Source organism: Cellulomonas sp. KH9 (genome assembly GCF_900114185.1).
Lineage (GTDB): Bacteria > Actinomycetota > Actinomycetes > Actinomycetales > Cellulomonadaceae > Cellulomonas.
This window is the reverse complement of record NZ_FOSE01000004.1, coordinates 354,337-378,116: the sequence shown is the minus strand read 5'-3', so window position 1 is coordinate 378,116 and position 23,780 is coordinate 354,337. Positions and strand designations below refer to the sequence as shown.

The 23,780-nt window shown below is 75.0% G+C and carries 22 protein-coding genes; 10 read left to right on the top strand and 12 right to left on the bottom strand.

Features of this window, described 5'->3' with window-relative positions:
- Positions 1–49: 49 nt before the first annotated feature.
- The 8 genes from ndk to BMZ16_RS14655 all read right to left on the bottom strand — a co-directional run bounded on the left by ndk (position 50) and on the right by BMZ16_RS14655 (position 9,095).
- Positions 50–484 carry a nucleoside-diphosphate kinase gene (gene ndk / locus BMZ16_RS14690; RefSeq protein ID WP_089801748.1) on the bottom strand — a complete coding sequence of 145 codons (435 nt, stop codon included), beginning with the start codon at positions 482–484 and terminating at the stop codon, positions 50–52.
- An 80-nt stretch (positions 485–564) separates the two neighbouring features.
- Positions 565–951 (bottom strand): DUF4233 domain-containing protein, encoded by a 387-nt coding sequence (locus BMZ16_RS14685; RefSeq protein ID WP_089801747.1) that lies wholly within the window; start codon positions 949–951, stop codon positions 565–567.
- 31 nt (positions 952–982) lie between these two features.
- Positions 983–1,723: a dihydroxyacetone kinase phosphoryl donor subunit DhaM gene (dhaM, locus tag BMZ16_RS14680; RefSeq protein WP_089801745.1), complete on the bottom strand. Its 741-nt coding sequence runs from the start codon at positions 1,721–1,723 to the stop codon at positions 983–985.
- 76 nt (positions 1,724–1,799) lie between these two features.
- Positions 1,800–2,441: a dihydroxyacetone kinase subunit DhaL gene (gene dhaL, locus BMZ16_RS14675; protein ID WP_089801743.1), complete on the bottom strand. Its 642-nt coding sequence runs from the start codon at positions 2,439–2,441 to the stop codon at positions 1,800–1,802.
- 34 nt (positions 2,442–2,475) lie between these two features.
- Positions 2,476–3,471 (bottom strand): dihydroxyacetone kinase subunit DhaK, encoded by a 996-nt coding sequence (dhaK, locus tag BMZ16_RS14670; protein WP_089802149.1) that lies wholly within the window; start codon positions 3,469–3,471, stop codon positions 2,476–2,478.
- 136 nt (positions 3,472–3,607) lie between these two features.
- Positions 3,608–4,993 (bottom strand): bifunctional folylpolyglutamate synthase/dihydrofolate synthase, encoded by a 1,386-nt coding sequence (locus BMZ16_RS14665; protein ID WP_089801740.1) that lies wholly within the window; start codon positions 4,991–4,993, stop codon positions 3,608–3,610.
- Positions 4,990–8,334 carry an isoleucine--tRNA ligase gene (gene ileS, locus BMZ16_RS14660; protein WP_089801738.1) on the bottom strand — a complete coding sequence of 1,115 codons (3,345 nt, stop codon included), beginning with the start codon at positions 8,332–8,334 and terminating at the stop codon, positions 4,990–4,992. Before ileS ends, BMZ16_RS14665 begins: the two co-directional genes overlap by 4 nt.
- Before the next feature lie 242 nt (positions 8,335–8,576).
- Positions 8,577–9,095 carry a DUF2975 domain-containing protein gene (locus BMZ16_RS14655; RefSeq protein ID WP_143082854.1) on the bottom strand — a complete coding sequence of 173 codons (519 nt, stop codon included), beginning with the start codon at positions 9,093–9,095 and terminating at the stop codon, positions 8,577–8,579.
- Positions 9,096–9,182: 87 nt separating this feature from the next.
- Here BMZ16_RS14655 and BMZ16_RS14650 point away from each other — a divergent pair, with 87 nt between their 5' ends.
- Together BMZ16_RS14650 and BMZ16_RS14645 are read left to right on the top strand one after the other, a co-directional pair.
- A complete protein-coding gene (locus BMZ16_RS14650) occupies positions 9,183–9,857 on the top strand; it encodes an HAD hydrolase-like protein (RefSeq protein ID WP_089801734.1) in 675 nt (224 codons plus the stop codon).
- A 26-nt stretch (positions 9,858–9,883) separates the two neighbouring features.
- Entirely contained in the window at positions 9,884–10,600 is a 717-nt protein-coding gene (locus BMZ16_RS14645; protein ID WP_089801732.1) for an HAD hydrolase-like protein, read from the top strand.
- Here BMZ16_RS14645 and BMZ16_RS14640 read toward each other — a convergent pair.
- Entirely contained in the window at positions 10,554–11,066 is a 513-nt protein-coding gene (locus tag BMZ16_RS14640) for a phosphoribosyltransferase (RefSeq protein ID WP_089801731.1), read from the bottom strand. The two genes, BMZ16_RS14645 and BMZ16_RS14640, sit on opposite strands and share 47 nt — an antisense overlap.
- A gap of 89 nt (positions 11,067–11,155) precedes the next feature.
- Between BMZ16_RS14640 and BMZ16_RS14635 the strand changes: the two genes are divergently transcribed.
- From BMZ16_RS14635 to BMZ16_RS14625, 3 genes are all read left to right on the top strand, one after another.
- Positions 11,156–12,016: a formate/nitrite transporter family protein gene (locus tag BMZ16_RS14635; protein ID WP_089801729.1), complete on the top strand. Its 861-nt coding sequence runs from the start codon at positions 11,156–11,158 to the stop codon at positions 12,014–12,016.
- A gap of 89 nt (positions 12,017–12,105) precedes the next feature.
- Positions 12,106–12,864 carry a MerR family transcriptional regulator gene (locus BMZ16_RS14630; protein ID WP_089801727.1) on the top strand — a complete coding sequence of 253 codons (759 nt, stop codon included), beginning with the start codon at positions 12,106–12,108 and terminating at the stop codon, positions 12,862–12,864.
- Between the two features lie 47 nt (positions 12,865–12,911).
- Entirely contained in the window at positions 12,912–13,043 is a 132-nt protein-coding gene (locus BMZ16_RS14625; RefSeq protein ID WP_089801725.1) for a helix-turn-helix domain-containing protein, read from the top strand.
- 22 nt (positions 13,044–13,065) lie between these two features.
- Here the strand turns inward: BMZ16_RS14625 and BMZ16_RS14620 are convergent, their stop codons facing one another.
- The 3 genes from BMZ16_RS14620 to BMZ16_RS14610 are packed head-to-tail and all read right to left on the bottom strand — an operon-like array spanning position 13,066 to position 17,529.
- The gene (locus BMZ16_RS14620; protein ID WP_089801723.1) at positions 13,066–14,877 is read right to left on the bottom strand and encodes an ABC transporter ATP-binding protein; all 1,812 of its coding nucleotides are present in this window, start codon (positions 14,875–14,877) and stop codon (positions 13,066–13,068) included.
- Entirely contained in the window at positions 14,874–16,718 is a 1,845-nt protein-coding gene (locus BMZ16_RS14615; RefSeq protein WP_255366701.1) for an ABC transporter ATP-binding protein, read from the bottom strand. Before BMZ16_RS14615 ends, BMZ16_RS14620 begins: the two co-directional genes overlap by 4 nt.
- Before the next feature lie 46 nt (positions 16,719–16,764).
- Positions 16,765–17,529: an SDR family oxidoreductase gene (locus BMZ16_RS14610; protein ID WP_089801721.1), complete on the bottom strand. Its 765-nt coding sequence runs from the start codon at positions 17,527–17,529 to the stop codon at positions 16,765–16,767.
- 134 nt (positions 17,530–17,663) lie between these two features.
- Between BMZ16_RS14610 and BMZ16_RS14605 the strand changes: the two genes are divergently transcribed.
- The 5 genes from BMZ16_RS14605 (at position 17,664) to BMZ16_RS14585 (ending at position 23,754) form a co-directional block, all read left to right on the top strand.
- The gene (locus BMZ16_RS14605; protein ID WP_089801719.1) at positions 17,664–19,004 is read left to right on the top strand and encodes an aminotransferase class I/II-fold pyridoxal phosphate-dependent enzyme; all 1,341 of its coding nucleotides are present in this window, start codon (positions 17,664–17,666) and stop codon (positions 19,002–19,004) included.
- A gap of 108 nt (positions 19,005–19,112) precedes the next feature.
- Positions 19,113–20,513 carry a cellulose binding domain-containing protein gene (locus BMZ16_RS19380; RefSeq protein ID WP_177199725.1) on the top strand — a complete coding sequence of 467 codons (1,401 nt, stop codon included), beginning with the start codon at positions 19,113–19,115 and terminating at the stop codon, positions 20,511–20,513.
- Between the two features lie 251 nt (positions 20,514–20,764).
- Entirely contained in the window at positions 20,765–21,865 is a 1,101-nt protein-coding gene (locus BMZ16_RS14595; RefSeq protein ID WP_089801717.1) for a putative F420-0 ABC transporter substrate-binding protein, read from the top strand.
- Positions 21,866–21,874: 9 nt separating this feature from the next.
- Positions 21,875–22,966 carry a putative F420-0 ABC transporter permease subunit gene (locus BMZ16_RS14590; RefSeq protein ID WP_089801715.1) on the top strand — a complete coding sequence of 364 codons (1,092 nt, stop codon included), beginning with the start codon at positions 21,875–21,877 and terminating at the stop codon, positions 22,964–22,966.
- Positions 22,957–23,754: a putative F420-0 ABC transporter ATP-binding protein gene (locus tag BMZ16_RS14585; RefSeq protein WP_089801713.1), complete on the top strand. Its 798-nt coding sequence runs from the start codon at positions 22,957–22,959 to the stop codon at positions 23,752–23,754. Before BMZ16_RS14590 ends, BMZ16_RS14585 begins: the two co-directional genes overlap by 10 nt.
- The last annotated feature ends 26 nt before the right edge of the window (positions 23,755–23,780 follow it).

Genomic DNA, 23,780 nt, shown 5'->3' with positions numbered 1-23,780 from the left:
CCCGGGTGCCCGGGCGTGTGCGGCCCCGCGTCGCGAGGGCGTCAGGGCGTCACAGGCCGGGGAACCACAGGCCGATCTCGCGAGCCGCCGACTCCTCGCCGTCCGACCCGTGGACGATGTTCTCGATGAGCCTGGTGCCCCAGTCGCGGGCCAGGTCGCCACGGATCGTGCCCGGTGCGGCGACGGTCGGGTCGGTGGCGCCGGCGAGGGACCGGAAGCCCTCGATGACCCGGTGGCCCTCGACGACGGCGGCGAGCACCGGCCCGGACCGCATGAAGTCGATGAGCGCACCCACGAACGGCTTGCCCGCGTGCTCGGCGTAGTGCTCGGCCAGGAGGGCCTCGTCGGCCTGGCGGAGCTCGACGGCGACGAGCGTGTAGCCCTTCGTCTCGATGCGGCGCAGGACCTCGCCGACATGTCCGCGCCGGACTCCGTCGGGCTTGACCAGGACGAGCGTGCGCTGCGTGTGGGGTGCGTCAGACATGGCGGCAACCCTAGCGGGGACCCGCGGCCGACCGGGCTGCCGCGTCCGGTGTCCGGACGGGGGCGGTCGACGGGACCCCGTCAGCCCTCCGGGTGCGCCGCGTCGTACTCCGCGCGCTCGCGGTCGATCTTGGCGCCCAGCCACAGCGAGACCGCCCAGAGCACGACGAAGACGCCGCCGATGACGAACATCATCGGCACGAGCACGCCGAAGGAGAGGACGGCGACCTGCGCGACCGTGCCGGCGACGTAGCCGCCCGGCCGCCCGACGTACCCCGCGAGCAGCAGCAGGATCAGGGCCGTGACGCCGCCCAGCGTCCACACGGTGGCGGGGGGTGCGACCTTCAGCCCGAAGGCCACGAGGGTCGCGAAGAACACCAGCAGCGCCTCGAGGACGAGCGTCATCTGGGTGAACTGCGGCATGGCGGGACGCTTCGGCCGCGAGGGTGCCGGGTGGTGCGTGCTCATCGGTCAAGGCTAGCCGCGCCCGCCGGGCGGCTCAGACCTCCCCGAAGCCCGCCTCCACGTCCGCGACGAGCCGCTGCACCGCCTCGGCCGCCTGCGGGCCCTGGGCCGTGACGACCAGGACGTCGTCCTTCACCGCCCCGAGCTTCATGAGCTCGAGGACGCTGGCGGCGTTCACGCCGTTGACCTGGACCTTCGCGTCGAACGGCGCGAGCATCCGCACCATGAGCGCCGCCGGCCGCGCGTGCAGGCCCAACGGGTTGCGCAGGACGGTCGTGGCGCGCACGGATCCGTCGGGGCCCACCACCGGCGCGGTCGCCCCCTCGGGGACGACACCCGCGGTGGTGTCCGCCGCCACCGTGCCCGCCGGCCCGAACGTGCGCCCCGCGGCCTGCGCGGACGCCAGCACCTGGTCGACGTCCGCGCCGCCGTGCGCGGTGACGGCCGCGGCGACGGCGCCCTCGACGAAGGGCGCGTCCGCGATCCGCACGCGGTCGGCGGTCGCCCCGTCCGTCGCCTCCAGCACGGACTCCGCGGTGAGCACGGCCGACCCGAGGTCGGTGAGCACGACGACCGAGCCCCCGCCGGCGGTCGCCTCGCGCACGGCCGCGTCCACGCGGTCGAAGCTGGTGCCGAGGCCGTCGTCGGCGGTGCCCCCCGCCGGCAGGATGCGCACCCCCGGAGCCATCTGCGCGGCGACCTGCGCCGCGCCCTCGGCGAGCGTGCGCGAGTGCGACACGAGCACGAGCGCCACGGGCGCCCACTGGTCCGTCACCGGTCCTGCCTCCCTCGCGGCGTCCCCGCCGCGCGCTGCCCTGCACCGCGCCGGGACCGGCGCGGGTCGTCGTCCGTCAGTCCGCGTCGGCGGCGGCCTGGGCGGCCGCTGCCAGGATGAGGGCGCTCGAGCGGGCCCCCGGGTCGAGGTGCCCCGCCGAACGCTCCCCCAGGTAGCTCGCGCGCCCCTTGGTCGCGACGAGCGGGACCGTCCCCTCGGCGCCGGCCTGCGCACCACGGGCCGCCGCGGCGAGCACCTGCGAGGGCGGCGCACCGTGGTCGGCGGCGTCGACCGCCGCGGCCACCGCCGGCGTCCAGGCGTCGACCATCGTCTTCTCGCCCGCCCCGGCGCGCCCGCGCGTGACGATGCCGTCGAGCGCGGCCTCCAGGAGGGCCACGACGCCGTCCCGGTCGAGCGCAGCGGCCGAGCCCGCCTTCGACGCCCGCAGGAACGCCGTGCCGTACAGCGGGCCCGCGGCGCCGCCGACGGTCGACATCAGCGTGGTCGCCACGAGCCGCAGGACGTCGCCGATCGTCGTCGGCGGGGCGTCCAGCCCGTCCAGCTTGGCGACGACCGCACGGAAGCCCCGCGCGAGGTTCTCCCCGTGGTCGCCGTCGCCGATCTGCCGGTCGAGCTCGACCAGCTCGTCCCGGTGCTCGTCGACCGTCGCCGCGCTGCGGCGCACCCAGTCGACCGCCCATGCCGCGTCCAGCGTCATCCGCCCCGCCTCCCCGAGTCCCCACCCATGTCACTCACCAGCGCAGCGCGGTGGTGTGCACCGGGGCGTCCCACAGGGCGGTCAGCTCGTCGTCCAGCCGGAGGACGGTGACGGACGCGCCCTGCATCTCCAGCGATGTCACATAGTTGCCGACGAGCGATCGGGTCACCTCGACCCGTCGCTCGGAGAGCAACGCGCGTGCTCGACGATAGACGACGTACAGCTCGGACGCGGGCGTGCCACCCATGCCGTTGACGAGCAGGAGCACCTTCTCGCCGCCCGTGAGCCCCAGGTCGTCGACGACCGGCGTCAGCAGCTTCTCGGTCAGCGCGTCGGCGCTCTCCAGGCCGACCCGGTGGCGACCGGGCTCACCGTGGATGCCGATACCGATCTCGATCTCGTCGTCCGGCAGGTCGAAGCTGGGCCGTCCGACGTGCGGCACGGTGCAGGCCGTCAACGCCAGGCCCATCGTGCGCACGTTGTCGACCACCCGTTGCGCGACCGCGGCGACCGCGTCGAGGTCGTCACCGCGCTCCGCGGCGGCACCGGCGATCTTCTCGACCGCGACCGTGCCCGCCACGCCGCGCCGGCCCGCCGTGTAGAGCGAGTCCTCGACCGCGACGTCGTCGTCCACCAGGACCTGGCGCACCGTCGTGCCGTCCGCCTCGGCCAGCTCGGCGGCCGTCTCGAAGTTGAGGACGTCGCCCGTGTAGTTCTTCACGATCGTCAGGACCCCGGCCCCGGCGTCGGCCGCCACGATCGCCGGGGCGACCTGGTCGGGGGTCGGGGAGGTGAAGACCGCCCCGGGCACGGCGGCGTCCAGCATGCCGACGCCCACGAACCCCGCGTGCAGCGGCTCGTGGCCGCTGCCCCCGCCGCTGACCAGCCCGACCTTGCCGGGCACGGTGCCGCCCGCCCGTGCGACGTACAGCGGGTCGGTGTGCACCCGCACGACGTCCGGGTGGGCCAGACCGAACCCCTCGACCGACTCGGCGACCACGTCCTGCGGGTCGTTGATGAGCTTCTTCATGCTCGGCTCCTTCGACGTGCGCGGCGGTGGCTCGTCCACCTCACCCCGGGCCCGGACGGTCGTCAAGGCGGGACCGCGCCCGCCACCTGCACATGCGTGCAGGTGGCGGGCGGACCGTACGGACGGACGGGGACGGTCAGGGGCGGCCCAGCAGGATGCGCGCCTCGGCGACGAGCAGGATCGACCCGGTGACCAGGACGCCGGCGCCGCGCTCGGCCTCGCCCTCGGCGCGCTGCACCGCGACGTCGATCGCGTCGGGCAGGCGCGCGGCGACGTGCACGCGGTCCTCCCCGAACACGTCGATCGCGACCTCCGCGAGGTCGTCCGCGTCCATGGCGCGGGGGTTCGACGCCTGCGTGACGACCACCTCGGCCAGCAGCGGCTCGAGGGCCGCGAGGATGCCCTCGGGGTCCTTGTCCGCCATGACGCCGACGACACCCACGAGACGCGTGAAGTCGAACGCCTCCTCGACCGCGTCCGCCAGCGCCTCGGCGCCGGCGGGGTTGTGCGCACCGTCGACCAGCACGGTCGGGCTGGACCGCACGACCTCCAGCCGGCCCGGGGACGTGACGTCGGCGAACGCCACCTCGACGACCGCACCGTCGAGCGCCGCGCCGCCGGTCAGGAGCGCCTCGGTGGCGGCGAGCGCCAGCAGCGCGTTGTGCGCCTGGTGCTCGCCGTACAGCGGCAGGAACACGTCGGTGTAGATGCCGCCGAGCCCGCGCAGCGCGACCAGCTGACCACCGACGGCCACCTGCCGCTCGACCACCGCGATGTCGACGTCCTCGCGCACGACGCGCGCCCCGCGCTCGGCGGCGGCCGCCAGCACGACGCCCTCGACGTCGTCGGTCTGGTGCGCGAGCACCAGGGTCGCGCCGTCCTTCACGATGCCGGACTTCTCCGACGCGATCTCGACGAGGGTGTGGCCGAGGTAGCGCTCGTGGTCCATCGCGATCGGCGTGATGACGGCGACCTCGGCGTCGACCAGGTTGGTCGCGTCCCAGCGCCCGCCCATGCCGACCTCGACCACCGCGACGTCCACGGGCGCGTCGGCGAACGCCGCGTACGCCATGACGGTGAAGACCTCGAAGAAGGACAGCCGCTGGCCACCCTGCGCGAGGTGACGTTCGTCGACCATCGCGATGTAGGGCGCGACGTCCTGCCACACCTCGACGAAGCGCTCGTCGCTGATCGGCTCGCCGTCGATGCTGATCCGCTCGGTGACCCGGGTCATGTGCGGGCTGGTGAACCTGCCCGTGCGCAGGCCGTGCTCGCGCAGCAGCCGCTCGATCATGCGGGCGGTCGACGTCTTGCCGTTGGTCCCCGTGACGTGGATCGCGCGGAACGCCCGCTGCGGGTCGCCCAGCAGCTCCAGCACGTCGCGGACGCGGTCGAGCGTGGGGTCGATGTCCTGCTCCGGCGCGCGTCCCAGGATCGCCCGGTAGACCTCGTCGGCCGCCTGCCGGGCGGCCCGCGCCGCCTCGTCCCGCAGGTGGTCCGCGCCACCCCGCTCGCGGCTCACGCGTCGGCCCGCACGACGGTCACGGCGACCTCGGCCACGTCGGCGGCCTCGATCGTCACGGACGTGGCGAGCGTCTCGGCGGCGACGACGTCGCGGTGCGCCTCGACGTCCGCCACGTGCGCGGTCGGGACGACGAGCGTGAGGTCCACGCGGTCCGCGACGTGCAGCCCCGCGGCCTTGCGTGCGTCCTGCACGGCCCGCACGACGTCGCGGGCGTACCCCTCGGCGCGCAGCGCGTCGTCGAGCGCGAGGTCGAGGACGACGACCACGCCGCCGGCCAGGACGGCGGCGGCCACGTCGGCCCCCGCACCCTCGCCGACCACGGTCGTCAGCTCGTACTCCGCCGGCTGCAGCGCGACGTCACCGGCGTCGGTGGTGACGACGACGGTCCCCCCGTCGACCCGCCACGCGCCGGAGCGGGCGCCCTTGATCACCTGCTGCACGGCCCGGCCGAGGCGCGGGCCCGCCGCGCGGGCGTTGACCGCGAGCCGCTGCGTGATGCCGAAGCGCTCGGTCGTGGCCGCGTCCGCCTCGACCACGTCGACCTGCTTGACGTTGAGCTCGGCGGCGAGCAGGTCGGTGTACGGCGCGAGCGCGGCCGGGTCGGCCACCGCGACCGTGAGCCGGCGCAGCGGCTGGCGCACGCGCACCTGGTGCGCCTTGCGCAGGCCGAGCGCCGCGGACACCACGGCGCGGACCTCGTCCATCGCGGTGACGAGCGCCGGGTCCTCGACGAGGAGCGCCTCGCCGACGTACCCGCCGCCGGCCACGGCGGACCACCCGTCCTCCCCGTGCAGGACCGGGGCGTCCTCGCCCGGCGCCTGCACGCTCACCGGCCAGTCGGTGAGGTGCACGGAACGCCCGCCGGTGAGCCCGCGCCACACCTCCTCGGTGACCAGCGGGGCGAGCGGCGCCATGACGCGCGTGAGCGTCTCCAGCGCGGTCCACAGCGTGTCGAACGCGTCGTGGTCCTCCGACCAGAACCGGTCGCGCTGGGTGCGCACGTACCAGTTCGTCAGCAGGTCGAGGTGCTCGCGCACGGCCTCGCACGCGGCGGGGATGTCGTACTCGTCGAGCAGCGCGGTCATCCGGGTCGCGAGGTCACCGGTACGGGCCAGCAGGTAGCGGTCCATGGGTGCGAGGCCCGCGGCGCGCTCGGCCGTGACGCGCTGCGCGGTGTACCCGCGCCCGTCGTCGGCCGTCCCGGCGTAGAGCGTGAAGAAGTAGTACGTGCTCCACAGCGGCAGCAGCACCTGGCGCACGCCGTCGCGGATGCCCTCCTCGGTGACCACGAGGTTGCCGCCCCGCAGGATCGTCGAGGACATGAGCGACCAGCGCACGGCGTCCGAGCCGTACTTGTCCCACATGAGGACCGGGTCAGGGAAGTTGCGCAGCGACTTGCTGGCCTTGCGGCCGTCGTCGCCCAGCACGATGCCGTGGCACATGACGTTGCGGAAGGCCGCACGGTCGAAGATCGCCGTGGCCAGCACGTGCAGCGTGTAGAACCACCCGCGGGTCTGGCCGATGTACTCGACGATGAAGTCGCCCGGGTAGTGGTGCTCGAACCACTCACGGTTCTCGAACGGGTAGTGCACCTGCGCGAACGGCATCGACCCGGAGTCGAACCACACGTCGAGCACGTCGGGGATGCGGCGCATCGTCGCCCGGCCCGTGGGGTCGTCCGGGTTGGGGCGCGTGAGGTCGTCGACGAACGGCCGGTGCAGGTCCGGCTCGCCCTGGTCGTTGAGCGGCAGGCGGCCGAAGTCCGCCTCGAGCTCGGCGAACGAGCCGTAGACGTCCACCCGCGGGTACGCCGGGTCGTCGCTCACCCACACCGGGATCGGCGTGCCCCAGTACCGGTTGCGGCTGATCGACCAGTCGCGCGCGTTCTCGAGCCACTTGCCGAACTGGCCGTCCTTGATGTGGCCCGGGATCCACTCGATGCCCTGGTTGAGCTCGACCATGCGGTCCTTGAACTCGGTCACGCGCACGAACCACGAGGACACGGCCTTGTAGATCAGCGGGTTCCGGCAGCGCCAGCAGTGCGGGTAGGAGTGCTCGTACGTCTCGTGCCGGACGAGGGCCGCGCGGTGGGCCGCGTCGACGCGCGCGAGCGGGCCCGTGCCGTTCCTCAGGTCGGCGATGACCTGCTTGTTCGCCTCGAAGACCTGGGTGCCCGCGTAGTCGGTGACCTGCGCGGTGAACCGGCCCTTGGAGTCGACGGGCACGACCGGCACGATGCCGGCGGCGTCGCACGCCACCATGTCGTCCTCGCCGAACGCCGGGGCCAGGTGCACCACGCCGGTGCCGTCCTCGGTGGTGACGAAGTCCGCGGCGAGCACCTGGTGCGCGTGCTCGTGGCCCGCGAAGTAGTCGAACGGCGGGGTGTAGCGCCGGCCGACGAGGTCGGCGCCCGTCAGTCGCGCGACGACCGTGGGCTCGTCGCCGAGCTCCCGGGCGTACGCACCCAGGCGCGCGGCGGCGAGCACCACGCGCTCCCCCGGGTGCGCCTCGCCGAACGGCGACCCGGCGGTCGGCTCGACGACGACGTACTCGACGTCGGGCCCGACCGCCACGGCCAGGTTGGACGGCAGCGTCCAGGGGGTCGTGGTCCAGATCAGCAGCAGCTCACCGGAGTCCAGGCGGAACCCGACGGTGATGGCCGGGTCCTGGCGCGAGGCGTACACGTCCTCGTCCATCCGCAGCTCGTGGTTGCTCAGCGGCGTCTCGTCACGCCAGCAGTACGGCAGGACGCGGTAGCCCTCGTACGCCAGGCCCTTGTCGTACAGCTGCTTGAACGCCCAGATCACCGACTCCATGAACGACGGGTCGAGCGTCTTGTAGTCGTTCTCGAAGTCGACCCAGCGCGCCTGCCGGGTGACGTACTCCTGCCACTCCTGGGTGTACGTGAGGACCGACTCGCGGCACGCCTCGTTGAACGCGGCGATGCCCATCTCGTCGATCTGCGACTTGTCGGTGATGCCGAGCTTGCGCTCGGCCTCGAGCTCGGCCGGCAGGCCGTGGGTGTCCCACCCGAAGCGCCGCTCGACGTGCTTGCCGCGCATCGTCTGGTAGCGCGGCACGACGTCCTTGGCGTAGCCGGTCAGCAGGTGCCCGTAGTGCGGCAGGCCGTTGGCGAACGGCGGGCCGTCGTAGAAGACGTACTCGTTGTCGCCGTTCTCGCCCGTGGGCCGCAGCGCCACCGAGGCGCGGAACGTGTCGTCCGCCTCCCAGTACCGCAGCACGTCCTGCTCGAGGGCGGGCAGGTCGGGGCTCGGCGGGACGGTCGCGGGAGTGCCGGCGGACGTGCCGTCGGAGGTGCGGTGCAGCGGGTACGCCACGGTCGGGGCTCCTGGTCTCGCGCACCCGGGGGTGCGGTACGGCCACGAGGACGACGACACCCGGACCACCCGGGCACCACCGCGGTACCACCTCGCTTGCCGGGGACGGGTCCCCGGCCTCTCACCTGCGGCTGTGACGGGCCTGCCCCGTCCGGTTCTACTGAGGACGCCGCACCGTGGCGCGGATCCCGTTCTTCCGGAGGCTCACCGGTGATGGCCGGGTCGATGCCTGTGGGGGGAGTCTATCGGCGTCCGTGGCGTGAGCGCATCGCACGCGGCACGTCGGTGCGGGCCGGGTCGTCGACGACCGCCCGGTCGACCGCCGCACGCAGGTCCGCCCGCAGCGAGCGGAGCACCCGCACGAGGCCGGCCCCGCCGGCGACGCACGCGACCAGCGCGAGGACGACGCCGGGCCCTCCCACGCCGACGACGACGAGCAGGTGGGCCGGGGGCGCCGCCGCGAGCAGGGTCGCCGCGACGAGCCCCGCCGTGGCGGCGTCGACACCCCGCAGGGAGCGTGGCGCGACGAGCTCCCCCCGGCGCTCGCGCCCCAGCAGCCACCACCCGGCGACGAGGCAGACCTGGAGGCCCGCGACGGCGGCGATCGCGGTGAGGGCGTAGGGCACGACCAGCCGCTCGGTCTCGGCGTACCCGCCGCCGACCACCTCCGCCAGCGCCGGCAGGAGCCCCTGCAGCAGCAGCGACCCGGCCAGCAGGCACACCAGAGCGATGCGGAGCGCGAGCCTGCGTGAGGACGTCATCTATCGATCTTCGATAGACATCTGTCGACTGTCAAGAGGCAGTCGGGTGAATGGCCGGACGCGAGGGCGACCAGGCACGATCAGCCCATGACCTCCGCACGACCCGTTGCCCTGCTCGACCTCGACGGCACGCTCATGGACTCCGCCCCCGGCATCGTCGCGTCCGTGCGCCACGCCTACGCCCACGTCGGGCTGCCCACCCCCACCGAGGCCGTGATGCGCTCCTTCGCCGGCCCCCCGATCACGTGGTCCTTCACGACCCACGGCGTCGGCGCCGAGCAGCTCGACGCGGCCGTCGCCGCCTACGGCACGCACTTCTCCGACGTCGGGGTGTGGGACACCCGGGTGTTCGACGGCGTCCCCGAGGCGCTGGTGACGCTGCGCGAGGCCGGCGTGCTCCTGGTCGTCGCGACGGCCAAGCCGCTGCGGTGGGCCGCACCGATCTGCGACGAGGTCGGGCTGACGCCGCTGCTCGACCACGTCGTCGGCGCCCCGGACGACGAGTCGGAGTCGAAGGGCCAGATCATCGGCCGCGCCCTGGCGTGGGTCCGGGAGACGGTCGGCGACGACGCCCCGGTGCGGGCCGTGATGCTCGGTGACCGCGAGCACGACGTGCACGGCGCCGCCGAGCACGACCTGCCCTGCCTCGGTGCGCTGTGGGGCTACGGGGGCGCCGAGGAGCTGCTCGCAGCCGGCGCGGTCGAGGTGCTCGCGTCGCCCGCCGAGGTGCCGGCCGCCGTGCTGGCCCGCGTGACGGGCTGAGCGCGCCCCCTGGGATGATGGCCGGGATGACCCACGCACCCCTGGTCCTGCTGGACCTCGACGGCACCCTGACCGACTCCTACCCCGGCATCGCGGCCAGCGCCCGCGTCGCGTTCACCGCGCTGGGGCTGCCGGTGCCGGACGCGACCGCGCTGCGGCGGTTCGTCGGCCCGCCGCTCGCCGAGTCGTTCGCCCTGTTCGACGTCCCTGCCGACCGCGTGCCGGAGGCGATCGCCGCGTACCGCGCGTACTTCCGTGAGACGGGCATGTGGCAGAACAGCGTCTACCCCGGGGTCCCGGAGCAGCTCGCCGCGCTGCGGGACGCCGGCGTGCGGCTGGCCGTGGCGACCAGCAAGCCCGAGGTGTTCGCCGGCCCCATCTGCGAGCGCTTCGGCCTGGCGCCCTTCCTGGAGGGCGTCTTCGGCGCCCCGCTGGACCACGTGCCGTCGTCCAAGGCGACGGTCGTCGCGGCGGCGCTCGCCGCGCTGCGCCCCGCCGGGCCCGTGCTCATGGTGGGTGACCGCGAGCACGACGTGCACGGCGCGCGCGCCCACGGCGTCGACTGCGTCGGGGTCGCGTGGGGCTACGCGCAGCCGGGCGAGCTCGCGCGCGCCGGTGCGCTCGAGGTCGTGCCGACGGTCGACCGCCTGGCCGAGACGGTGCTGGAGACGCTCCGCACGCCCGGGCGGGCCGAGCTCAGCGCGTCGGTCGCACCGGCGGCAGCGCCGACCACGGGAACGTGATCCACAGGTCGGTGCGGCGCCACACGTAGTCCGGGTCGATCACCGAGCGCGGCTTGGCGTACAGCACGGCGGTGCGCACCTCGGCGCAGTGCGCGGACAGCAGCCTCTTGACCAGGGCGAGCGTCTCACCGGAGTCGGCGACGTCGTCCACCACGAGCGCGCGCAACCCGTGCAGCGCGTCGGTGTCCAGCAGCGGCGGCAGCAGCTGCGGCTCCGGCAGCGTGCTGTCGATGCCGGTGTAGAACTCGACGTTCATGGTGCCGACGGCCTTGGTGCCCAGCGCGTACGCGATCGCCCCGCCGGGCGGCAGGCCGCCGCGCGCGACCGACACGACGACGTCGGGCACGAACCCGGAGTCCACGACCGTCTGCGCCACCTCGCGCGTCGCTGCGCCGAACGTCTCCCAGTCCAGCACCTCGCGCTCGGTCGGCATGTCCTGCCCGGGCGCGGCCTCCGTCGTCGTCATGCCCCCATGGTCCCGCACGCACCCGGGCGTGCGGGACCGGCCGCGCGTCCCACGCACCGGCCTCGGCGGATGTGTGCCACCGTGGTGCCGTGAGCGCCGGTACCGAGTCCCCCCTGTTCCCGGGCAAGCAGTTCATCAGCACCGTGCTCGAGGCGCTGGAGACCAAGACCACCATGGCGGGCGCGCTGGGCCGCCGCTACGTCATGCGCGCCGCGATGGCGGGGATCATCATCGGCCTGCTGTACGGGGCGCACTACGCCGTCGTGTCCGCGTTCGCGCAGATCACGGTCGGCGGCACCTCGCTCTACCTGATCGGCCGCATGGCGGGCGCCGTCCTGTTCGGCTGGGCGCTGGTGTTCATCTACTACTCGCGGTCCGAGCTGCTGACGTCGAACATGATGATCGTCTCGATCGGGGCCTACCACCGCCGCACCACGTGGGGCCGCGCGCTGCGGCTGCTGGGCCTGTGCTTCGCCGGGAACTTCGTGGGCGGCCTGCTGGTCGCGGTGCTGGTGCGGTTCTCCACGCTCGCGGAGGGCGCGACGCTCGACCAGATGGTGACCGCGGTCGACCACAAGCTCGCGTTCGTCGCCGACGGGCCGACGGGGTGGGGCGACCTGCTGGTGCGCGCGGTGCTCTGCAACTTCTGCATCAACCTCGCGATGCTGCTGGTCTACAACGGCCTGATCCGGGACGACGTCACCAAGTCGCTCGTCATGATCGTGGCCGTGTTCATCTTCGCCTTCCTCGGGCTGGAGCACTCGGTCGCCAACACGGTCCTGTTCACCATCGTCGGGCTGCAGGAGGGGATCGACGTCGGGCTCGCCGCCGGCAACGTCGGCCTGGCGCTGCTCGGGAACTTCGTCGGCGGCGGGCTCCTGATCGGGCTGTACTACGCGTACGTCAACGACGACTCGCGCTGGCTGCGCGAGGGTCGCCCGACCTCCTGACGAGCGGGCGGCCGCCGACCCGCTTGACCTTGACGTCGCGTCAGCTCCTACGGTCGACCGGGTCCGCACACCGAGGCCGAGGAGGAGCCGTGGAGGCGTCGATCCAGGAGGTCGCCCGACTGACCGGCACGACGAGCCGCACGCTGCGTCACTACGACGCGATCGGGCTGCTCACTCCCAGCCGCGTCGCCGACACCGGGTACCGCTGGTACGACGACGCCGCCCTCGTGCGGCTGCAGCGCATCCTGCTGCTGCGCGACCTGGGGCTCGGGCTGGCCGAGATCCGCCGGGTGCTGGACCGCGAGACGGACGAGGCGACGGCACTGCGCCGGCACCTCGCCTGGCTCACGGCCGAGCAGGACCGCCTCGCCCGGCAGGCGGCCTCGGTGCGCCGGACGCTCACCGCACGCGACGAGGGAGGCGACCTGATGGTCGAGGAGATGTTCGACGGGTTCGACCACACGCAGCACCGGCAGGAGGTCGAGGAGCGCTGGGGCGCCGACGCCTACGCCGCCGGCGACGCCTGGTGGCGCAGCCGGAGCGCCGACGAGCGCGCCACGTGGCAGGAGCGCTCGGCGGCGCTCGCCCGGGACTGGGCGGCCGCGGCGGCGGCGGGCACCGACCCCGCGTCGGACGAGGCGCAGGAGATCGCCCGCCGGCACGTGCAGTGGCTGGGCGACGTGCCCGGGACGCCGCGCGACGGCGACGCACCGGCCCGGGGGTACGTGCTCGGGCTGGCCGACATGTACGTCGCCGACCCGCGGTTCACCCGCCACTACGGCGACGACGAGCGGGGCGCGGCGTTCGTGCGTGACGCCCTGCACGAGTACGCCGCGCGTCACCTGTGACGATGTGACGGGCGCGGCCCCGCGAGGAGCCGCGCCGGCGGCTGTTCGTGCACTACACCACGATGAAGCACCGCCTCCAGCGCATCGGTGACCTGCTCGACGCGGACCTCCACGACCCGCGGACGCGCACCGCCCTCGCACTGGCCCTGGAGGCGCACCGGCTGCTCGGACCACCCTGACCCCGGCGCCGGTCGCCGAGCCTCAGTCGCCGCGCAACGATCGCTGCCACTCGGCGTGCAGCGCCGCGAACCGACCGCCTGCCGCGACCAGCTCGTCGGGGCTGCCGTCCTCGACGACACGACCGGCGTCGACGACCAGCACGCGGTCCGCGTGCATGACGGTCGACAGCCGGTGGGCGATCACCACCGCGGTGCGGCCGGTCAGCAGGGTGCGCAGCCCCTCCTGCACGAGCTGCTCCCCGGGGATGTCCAGCGAGCTGGTCGCCTCGTCGAGCACGAGGACGGCGGGATCGGCGAGGAAGGCCCGCGCGAACGACACGAGCTGGCGCTGCCCGGCGGACAGCCGCACGCCGCGGGTGTCGACGTCCGTGTCGTACCCGTCCGGCAGCGCCGCGATGAGGTCGTGCACGCCGACGGCCCGCGCCGCCTGCTCGATCTGCGCGGGGCTCGCACCCGGCCGGCCCAGGGCGATGTTCGCGGCCACCGAGCCGGAGAACAGGTACGCCTCCTGGGTCACCATGACCATGGCGGCGCGCAGGTCCGTCGGGTCCGCGTCGCGCAGGTCGACGCCGTCCACGCGCACGGACCCGGTCCGCGGGTCGTAGAACCGGGCGAGGAGCTTGGCCACGGTGGACTTGCCGGCGCCCGTCTCGCCCACCAGGGCGACGGTCTGCCCGGCCGGGACGTGCAGGTCAAGGCGCGGCAGGACCGACGGTCCGTCGCCGTAGCCGAACTCGACGCCCTCGAAGCGCACGTCGCCACGGGGCTGCTCGAGGCGCACCGGCCGCACCGGGTCGGGGACGGTGGGCTCCTGGGCGAGCAGCCCGGACAGCTTCTCGAGGGCGGCAGTGGCGGACTGGAACGAGTTGTAGAACATCCCGATCTGCGCGAGCGGGGAGAAGAACCGCCGTGCGTAGAGCACCGCGGCGACCAGCACGCCCACGTCGAGCCCGCCGTCCAGCACCCGCAGGCCACCGACCAGCAGGACCGCGGCGACGGTGACGTTGCCGATGAGCACCAGGCCGGTGTCGAAGACGCCGTTGACGCGGATCGCCTCGGCGTTGGCCGCCCGGTACTCCTCCGCCTCGGCCTCGTAGACCCCCGCGACCTGCGCCTCGCGACGGAACGCCTGCACCGCGCGGATGCCCGTCATGGTCTCGACGAACCGGACGATGACCCGGGCCGCGGCCGTCCGCGACCGCCGGTACTGGGCCTGCGAGCGACGCTGGAACCAGCGGGTGAGGACCACGCCCGGCACGACCGCGACGAGCAGCACCAGCCCGCTGCGCCAGTCCAGCAGCGCCAGCCCGGCGGCGGTGAAGACCATGGCCAGCCCGCTGGCGGCGAGCGTGGTGACACCGCCGTCGAGGAGCTCGCGCAGGGCCTCGAGGTCGGACGTCTGGCGCGAGATGATCCGCCCCGACGTGTACCGCTCGTGGAACTCCAGGCTGAGGCGCTGCGTGTGCCGGAACACCCGGCGCCGCAGGTCGAGCAGGACGGCCTGGCTGACCGTCGCGGCCAGGCGTACCGTCGCGGCGGTGAACAGCCCGGCGACCAGGGCCGTCAGGGCGTACCCGCCGGCCACCAGCAGCGCCGGTCCGGCGTCACCGGCCCGCAGGGCCGGGATGCCGCGGTCGATGCCGACCGCCACGAGCGCCGGCCCGGCGACGAGCGCGAGCTGGGCCACCACGACGACGACGGCGGTCAGGGCGGCGCGGCGCGTCACCGGCCGCAGCAGCGAGCGGAGCAGGGCGAGCGAGCGTCCGCGGACCTCCTCCGCGTCGCCGTCCGCGCCGGGTGCCGGCGCGACCGTGCTGGCCGTCGCCGCGGTCATCGGCGCACCTCCTCGGCCAGACCGCGCAGGTCCGGCACCCTCGGGGGCGCACCGGACCCGGGACCGGCCTCGGCCGTCAGGACGTACCGGTAGTGCGGGTGCGTCGCCAGCAGGTCGGCGTGCCGGCCCACCCCGGTGACACGACCGTCCTCCAGCACCGCGACCCGGTCCGCCAGCGCCACGGTGGACGTGCGGTGGGCGACCACGAGCGTGGTCGTGCCGGTCAGCACGCGCCGCAGCCCCGCGGTGACCTCCGCCTCGGTGGCGACGTCGAGCGCCGACAGGGGGTCGTCGAGCACGAGGACGCGGGGTCGCCCGGCGATCGCGCGGGCCAGCGCGACGCGCTGGCGCTGCCCGCCGGACAGGCTCATGCCCTCCTCGCCGACGACGGTGTCGAGCCCCTGCGGCAGGCGGTGCACGAACCCGGCGCGGGCGACGTCGAGCGCGACGCGCACGGCCTCGTCCGCCTCCTGCGGGCTCATCGCCGCCAGCCGCTCCACCGGGACCCCCATGAGCACGTTGTCCCGCACGGAGGCGGAGAACAGGATCGGGTCCTCGAACGCGACGGCCACGGCGCCGCGCACGTCATGGCGGGTCAGGTCGCGCACGTCGACCCCGTCGAGGAGCACGGCACCGCCGGTCACGTCGTACAGCCGGGGCACGAGCTGCAGCAAGGTCGTCTTGCCGCTGCCGGTCAGGCCGACGAGCGCCGTCGTCAGACCCGGCTCGAGGACCAGGTCGACGCCCCGCAGCACCTCGCGGGTGCCGGCGCCGTGCGCGAACCGCACGTCGCGCAGCTCGACGCGCGTCCCCTCGGCGGGCACCGGCGGGAGCGCGGCGGGCACGGCCGGGTCGCTGAGCGCCGGGGCGGTGTCCATCACCTCGAGGAACCGGTCGGTGCCGGCGCGTGCGTCGAGCGTCATGCCGAGCAGCTGCCCCAGGCTCTCGACGGGCCGGGTCATGACGGCGGCGGTGGCGAAGAACGCGACGAGCGCGCCGACGCTCACCCGGTCCGTCGCCGCCAGCCACACGCCGAGCCCCAGCGCGACGGCGAGCGTCGTCTCCGGGATCCACGCCAGCGCGAACGACATGCGCGACTGCGCGCGCGCCTTGTCCAGCTCGGTGCCGCGCAGCTCGTCGGCCTGCCGCACGAAGTCCTCGAGCGCGTCGTCGCCGCGGCCGAAGGCCTTGAGCACGCGGATGCCGTGCACGGACTCCTCGACGCTCGTCGCCAGGTCGCCCGCCTGGTCGCGGGCACGCCGCGCGACGACCTTGTAGTCCTGCCGGAACCGGAACCCGAGCCAGACCACCGGCACCGCCCCGCACAGGTAGACGGCACCGAGCAGCGGGCTCGTCACCAGCAGCAGGACCGCCCCGACCAGCACGGTCGTGGCCGACACGACGAGCTGCACCAACCCGAACACCATCCACCGGCGCACGGTGTGCAGGTCGCCCATCGACCGCTGCAGCAGCTGACCGCCGGACCACCGGTCGTGCACGGCCACCGGCAGGTCCAGCAGGTGGCGGAAGAGGTCGGTGCGCATGGTCCGCTCGACGCCCGTGCCCGGGGTGGCGATGAGCGCGCGGCGGCACCACACGAGCACGGCCTCGAGGACGCCCAGCAGCAGCACCAGGAGCGCGGCCTGGACGACCGCCGCCCGGGAGCCGTCGGTCAGCAGCGGACCGTTGACCACCCCGCGCAGCACCTGCGGCACCGCGAGCGCGATGAGGCTGGCCACGAGCGTGGCGCTGCCACCGGCGACGACACGCGGCAGGGCGGGACGCGCCCACCGGACCAGACGCAGCAGGGCACGCGTCGTCGACGCGTCGGGGGGCGGCATCCGTCCAGCCTAGGACGCACCGCCGGCACCGCACCCGGACCGGCGCTCAGACCCCCGTCCGGGCGATCGTGGTGTTGTTGGCCTGGGCCCGCGGACGCACGACGAGCAGGTCGACGTTGACGTGCGACGGGCGCGACAGCGACCAGGCGATGGTGTCGGCGACGTCCTGCGCGAGGAGCGGCTGGTAGCCCTCGTAGACCTGCGCGGCCCGCTCCGCGTCCCCTGCGAACCGCACGAGCGAGAACTCCTCGGTGGCGACGGCACCGGGCGCGATCTCGATGACGCGGATCGGCTCGCCCACCAGCTCCCAGCGCAGCGTCGTCGCGAGCATCCGCTCGGCGTGCTTGGCGCCCGTGTACCCGGCGCCGCCGGGGTACGCACCGTGCGCCGCGGTCGACGTGACGACGAGCACGTCGCCCTGCCCGCGCTCGCGCAGCAGCGGCAGCACACCCTTGGTCACCCGCAGGGTGCCCAGCACGTTGAGCTCGTACATCGTGCGCCAGCCGTCGAGGTCCGCGTCCTCGACCGTGTCCTGGCCCAGGGCGCCGCCGGCGTTGTTGACCACCGCGTCCAGCCCGCCGGTGCCGCGCACGTGCGCGACGAGCGCGTCGACGTCCTCGTCGCGCGTCACGTCCGCGACGACGACGTCGGCGCCGGTCTGGTCGGCCAGCGCGGCGAGGCGGTCGGCGCGGCGGGCCGTGGCGACGACGTCCCAGCCGTCGGCGCGCAGGCGGCGCACCGTCGCGGCTCCGATGCCGGACGAGGCGCCGGTGACGAGGGCGCGGCGGGGACGGTCGGCGGACGTGGTCATGCGGGCTCCCGGAGGTCGGTGGGGACGAGCATGGCACGCCGGTGCTGACGGGTCGGGCCCGCTCGCCCGGCGTGGTGAGCGTCCGCTCATCCGCCGGACACGCGGCGGCAACACCCGCGCGCGACGATGCGCCCATGTCACCGCAGGAGCTGGCGGACCTCGTCACCGACCGCACCCCGCGCGGGATCGCCGCGACGATCGCCCGCCTGGTCCACAGCGGCGACCTGCTGCCGGGGCACCGGCTGCCCACGGTGCGCGAGCTGGCCCGGGCGCTGGGCGTCAGCCCCGCCACGGTCGGGTCGGCGTGGCAGTCGCTCGCGTCGGCCGGGCTGGTGGTCTCGCGCGGCCGCGCCGGCACCTCCGTGCTGCCGGAGCCGGCCGCCCGGCTGCCCCCGCGGTACCGGGACCTGGCCGACGGCCCCGCGGCACGCCTGCACCTCGCCGCGGGCGCACCCGACCCCGCCCTGCTGCCGGACCTCGCCCCCGCCCTCGCCCGCGTCGCCCGGCGCGCGCCCGCCCTGGCGACGGCCGGCTACCTCGATGACCCGGTGGTGCCGGAGCTCGAGCGGCTGCTGCGCGCGTCGTGGCCGTTCCTCGCCCAGCGGCTCACGGTCGTCGACGGCGCGGTGGACGCGATCAGCCGGGTGCTCGAGCAGGTCGTGCGGTTCGGCGACCGGGTGGCGGTCGAGGACCCCGGGTTCCCGCCGGTGCTCGACCTGCTCGACCACCTGGGGCTGGAGCGGGTCGCGGTCCCGCTCGACGCCCACGGACCGCGCCCCGACGCCCTGGCCGAGGCCGTGCGCGCCGGGGTGCGGGTGGTGCTGCTGCAGCCGCGCGCGCAGAACCCCACCGGCGTGTCCACCTCCCCCACGCGCGTGCGGGAGCTGGCCGCGGTCCTGCGTCCGGCGGCGGCCCGGCTGTGGGTGGTCGAGGACGACCACTCCGGGGAGATCGCGTCGTCCCGCGACGTGAGCCTGGGGCCTCTGCTGGCCGACCGCGTGGTGCACGTGCGCTCGTACTCCACGTCGCACGGGCCCGACCTGCGCATCGCCGCCGTCGGGGGCCCGGCCCTCGTGCTCGACGGGCTGGTGGCCCGGCGCATGCTCGGCCCGGGCTGGACGAGCCGGCTGCTGCAGCACGTGCTGGCGGACCTGCTGACCGACGCCCAGGCCGTGGAGGCGGTGGCCCACGCGCGCCGGGTCTACCACGGGCGTCGACGTGCGCTGAGCGCCGCCCTGGCACGCCACGGCGTGCACGTGCCCCCCGGTGACGGCATCAACGTGTGGGTCCCGGTGCACGACGAGCGGACCGCGCTGGTGCGGCTGGAGGCCGCGGGCGTGCGGGTCGCGCGCGGGCGCCCCTTCTTCTCCGTCCCGCCCGGGCCGCACGGGTTCGTGCGGGTGACGGTCGGCGCGCTGCGCAGCCAGGACGTCGAGGTGGTCGCCGCCGCCCTGGCCGCCGCGGCGGCACCCTGACCGGGCGGGATCGACCCGGGCCCCGTGCCCGAATGGTTTCGGCCCTGGTCCGGTCCGACGCGGTGCCGCCATGGTGGAACGTCACAACCGCGCGAGGGGAGCCACGTCATGACCAGGACGCGCAGCAGGACCGCCGCATGGCTGGGGGTGGTGGCGCTGGTCGCGGGAGGTGCGGTCGCCTCGCTCGGCACCGCCGCCCAGGCCGAGACGATCACGAACATCGCCTACGCCCAGGCCGATCCGGCCGGCAGCCGCGGCCACCTGCTCGACCTGTACGTGCCGGACGGTCCCGGGCCCTGGCCGCTCGTCGTGTGGTCCACCGGCTCGGCATGGACGTCCGACGACGGCAAGTCCGGTGCGGCCGCGATCGCGCAGCAGCTCAACCCCCGCGGCATCGCCGTGGCCGGGGTCAGCGTGCGGTCCAGCTCGCAGGCGAAGTTCCCGGCCCAGGTCCACGACGTCAAGGCCGCGATCCGGTACCTGCGCGCCTACGCCGACCGGTACCGCCTGGACCCGGACCGCTTCGCCTCCATGGGCGACTCCTCGGGCGGCTGGGTGGCCGCGATGGCTGCCCTGACCGGCGGCGTCGAGTCCCTCGAGGGGCAGGTCGGCGTCTACGGGGTCTCGAGCGACGTGCAGGCGGGCGTCGACTTCTTCGGGCCCACCGACTTCCAGCGGCTCAAGGAGCAGGACCCCGGCGGCTTCATCGACCACGACAGCCCGAGCGCTCCGGAGGCCCAGCTCCTGGGCTGCGCGATCCCCACCTGCCGCGACAAGGCGCAGCAGGCCAACCCCCTGGCGTACGTCGACGCCCAGGACCCCCCGATGATGCTGCTGCACGGGCTCAGCGACAACGTGGTGCCCCACGCGCAGACCCAGATCCTCTACGACGCGCTCAAGGCCGCGTGCGTCGACACCCGGTTCTTCTCCGTGCCGGGCGCCGGGCACAGCCACACCGACGTCACGAGCGCCTCGCGCTACGGGCAGCAGACCGTCCGCACCGTCGAGGGCTGCCGGGAGACCGTCACGCGGGGCACCCCGAACCCGAGCTGGGACACCATCGCCGCCTTCCTGCAGGACGCGTGGGGCGACGCCGGACCGGGGCCGACGCCCTCGGTGACCCCCACGCCCTCGGTCACCCCGTCGGTGACGCCCACCCCGTCGATCACCCCCTCGGTGACCCCGACGCCGTCGGTGACCCCCACGCCGGGCACCGGCACCGGCTGCACCGCGACGTACCGGCTGGCCAACAGCTGGCCGGGCGGGTTCGTCGCCGACGTCACGGTGACGGCCGGCAGCGCACCGGTCACCGGGTGGCGCGTCACGGTGACGCTCGCCACCGGGGCGAGCGCGACGCAGGTGTGGAACGGGCAGTCGACCGGCGGGTCGGCGTTCACCGTGACCAACGCGTCCTGGAACGGGCAGGTCGCCGCCGGCGGCAGCACGACGTTCGGCTTCCAGGGCACCGGGAACGGTGAGGGCGCGCGGGTGACCTGTTCCGCCTCCTGACCAGCCGGCCTCGACCGGCACGGGCCGACCCCGAGCGGTGTGCGTGACACGTCACGCACACCGCTCCGTCGTGCGCCCACGGTTTGCACGGCCGGTGGGCGGAGCGCCTAGGCTTGCACGTCGGAACCCGACCTCGCTCTGGTCGGGTCGTACCGCCCCGTGCTGGGTCGGTCCTCCGCGACGCGACGTGCGTCCGCCCCCATCCCTCCCGCGCCCGACGGCGTGCGCGGCAGCGACCTCCCGGAGAGACCATGCCCCGCGCCCGTCGTCACCCGTCGCCCGCCCCGCCCAGCGCCCCCCGCACCCCCACCCGCAGCCGCACCGCGCCCCCGCGGCACGCGCACCGCGCGGCCCTCGGCGCCTCCGCCGTCGCCGGCCTGCTCGCCCTCGCCGCGTGCTCGGCAGGCGCCCCGGCCGCGGCCCCGTCGGCCACGCCGTCGGACGCGCCCGCGACGTACGCCCCCGTGACCCTCGACAACTGCGGGACGGAGATCACCTTCGACAGCCCGCCGCAGCGGGTCGTGACGATCAAGTCGTCCACGACGGAGATGCTGCTCGCCCTCGGCCTGGCCGACGCGCTGGTCGGCACCGCGTTCGCCGACGGACCCGTCCCGGACCGGTGGGCCGCGGACGTCGCCGACGTCCCGGTCCTCTCGGACAAGGTGCCGGGCCAGGAGGCCCTCCTCGAGGCGGAGCCCGACCTCGTGTACGCGGGCTGGGAGTCCAACCTCAGCGCCGACGGCGCGGGCGAGCGCTCGACGCTCGACGCCCTGGGCATCGCGACCTACGTGTCGCCCAGCGCGTGCAAGGACCCGGCGTACCAGCCGGACCCGCTGACGTTCGACGACGTCCTGGGCGAGATCCGGGAGGTCGGTGACGTCTTCGGGGTCCCCGCGGCCGCCGCGGACGTCGTCGCCGAGCAGCAGGCGACGCTCGACGCGATCGAGCCGGTGGACGGCGCGACGGCGGCGTGGTGGTCGTCCGGCACGGACACGCCCTACGTGGGCGCCGGGATCGGTGCACCGCAGATGCTCATGGAGACCGCCGGGCTGACCAACGTGTTCGCGGACGTCGACGACACCTGGACGTCGGTCGGCTGGGAGCAGGTCGTCGCGGCGGACCCGGACGTGCTGGTGCTCGTGGACTCCGCGTGGAACTCCGCGCAGAAGAAGATGGACTTCCTCGCGGCGCACCCGGCCGCCTCCCAGCTCACCGCGGTGCGCGAGCAGCGGTACGTCGTGGTCCCGTTCGCCGCGTCGGAGGCCGGTGTGCGCAACGCTCAGGCCGCGTCCGACATCGCGGACGCGGTGCGTGCGCTGGACACCGGCACGCCCGCCCCCACCGAGGGCTGACCGGCACCGATGCTGCACCGCCGCCTCCGCCCCCCGCGCAGCGGGCCGCCCGCCGGCCCGCTGCTGGTGGGTGACGCCCGGGCCCCGCTGCGCCCACCCCTGGCGCTGCTCGTCGCGGTGGGGTCGGCGGCGCTCGTCGTGACGCTGCTGGTCGCCGTGACCATCGGCCCCGCGGACGTCGCCGTGGGCGAGGTGGTCCGCTCGGTGCTCGCGCACCTGGGCCTGCGCGCGCCGGACGTGCCGCGCCTGCACGACGCGATCGTCTGGGACCTGCGCCTGCCGCGGGTCCTCACGGCGGCCGCCGTCGGTGCGGGCCTGGCGGTGGCCGGGGCGGTGATGCAGTCGATGACGCGCAACCCGCTGGCGGACCCGTACCTGCTGGGGCTCTCGTCGGGGGCGTCGCTGGGCGCCGTGGCGGTCCTGGTGCTGGGCGTCGGTCTGCTGCTGCCGGTCGCGGCGTTCGTCGGGGCGCTGGCGGCGCTGGTCGCGACGCTCACGCTGGCCCGTACGGGAGGCACGCTCACCCCGACGCGCGCCGTCCTCGCGGGGCTGGCGATCTCCCAGCTGGCCGCCGCGGCGACGTCGTTCGTCATCTTCTGGACGGCGACGGGCGACTCGTACCGCGAGATCCTGTCGTGGCTCATGGGGTCGCTGGCCGGGGCCACGTGGTCGTCGGTGGCGATCGCGGGCGGTGCGCTGGTCGTGGTCGGCACGGTCGTGCTCGTCACGGCGGGCCGCCTCGACGCGTTCACGTTCGGCGACACCGCGGCCGCGGCGCTGGGCGTCGACGTGGACCGCACCCGGTGGGCGATGATGACGCTCGTCGCCGTCCTCACGGGGGCGATGGTCGCGGTGTCGGGCGCCATCGGGTTCGTCGGCCTGGTGCTGCCGCACGCGGTGTCGGTGGTGACGGGCCCGGCGCACCGCCGCCTGCTGCCCGTCGCAGGACTCGCCGGTGCGGTCCTGCTGGTCTGGGCGGACACCCTGGCACGCACGGTGTTCGACCCGCGCGAGCTGCCCGTGGGGATCGTGACCGCCCTGATCGGTGTGCCCGTGTTCGCGGTGCTGCTGCGGCGAGGACGGGGCGGCACGTGGAGCTGACGATCGCCGGCGTCGGGACGCGTCTGGGGGGCCGCTGGGTCCTCGACGGGGTCGACGCGACCCCGCCCCCCGGTGCGCTCACCGGGCTGCTCGGCCCCAACGGTGCGGGCAAGACGACGCTGCTGCGCCTGGTGGCCGGTCTGCTGGCACCGGACGCCGGGGCCGTCCTGGTGACCGACCCGGGTGCCGCGGACCCGACCCCCGCGGTGCCGGTCCACCGGATGGAGCGGCGTGTGCGCGCCCGTCACGTCGCCCTGCTGGAGCAGGACTCCGGCGCGACGGTGCCGCTGAGCGTGCGCGAGGTGGTGGCGCTGGGCCGCATCCCGTACCGCACGCTGTGGGGCACGGACGACGACGCCGGTGCGGTGGACCGGGCGCTGGACGCCGCGTCGGCGGCCCACCTGGCCGACCGCGCGTGGTCGACGCTCTCGGGCGGTGAGCGTCAGCGCGTGCACATCGCCCGGGCGCTCGCCCAGGAGCCGCGTCTCCTGCTGCTCGACGAGCCGACCAACCACCTCGACGTCGCCGCGCAGCTCTCGATGCTGGCGTTCGTACGGGACCTCGGCGTGACGAGCGTGGCCGCGCTGCACGACCTCAACCTCGCGGCGGCGTTCTGCGAGCACGTCGTCGTGCTGTCCGCGGGCCGCCTCGCGGCGGCCGGGCCGCCGGCCGAGGTGCTGACGTCCGCGCTGGTCCGGGACGTGTACGGCGTCGACGCCCACGTGCTGGCGCACCCGACGACGGGCCGTCCGGTCATCGCGTACGGCGGGGCGCCCGCGGTCCGCTGAGCCGGCGTCGGCCGACGGCTCGGGGC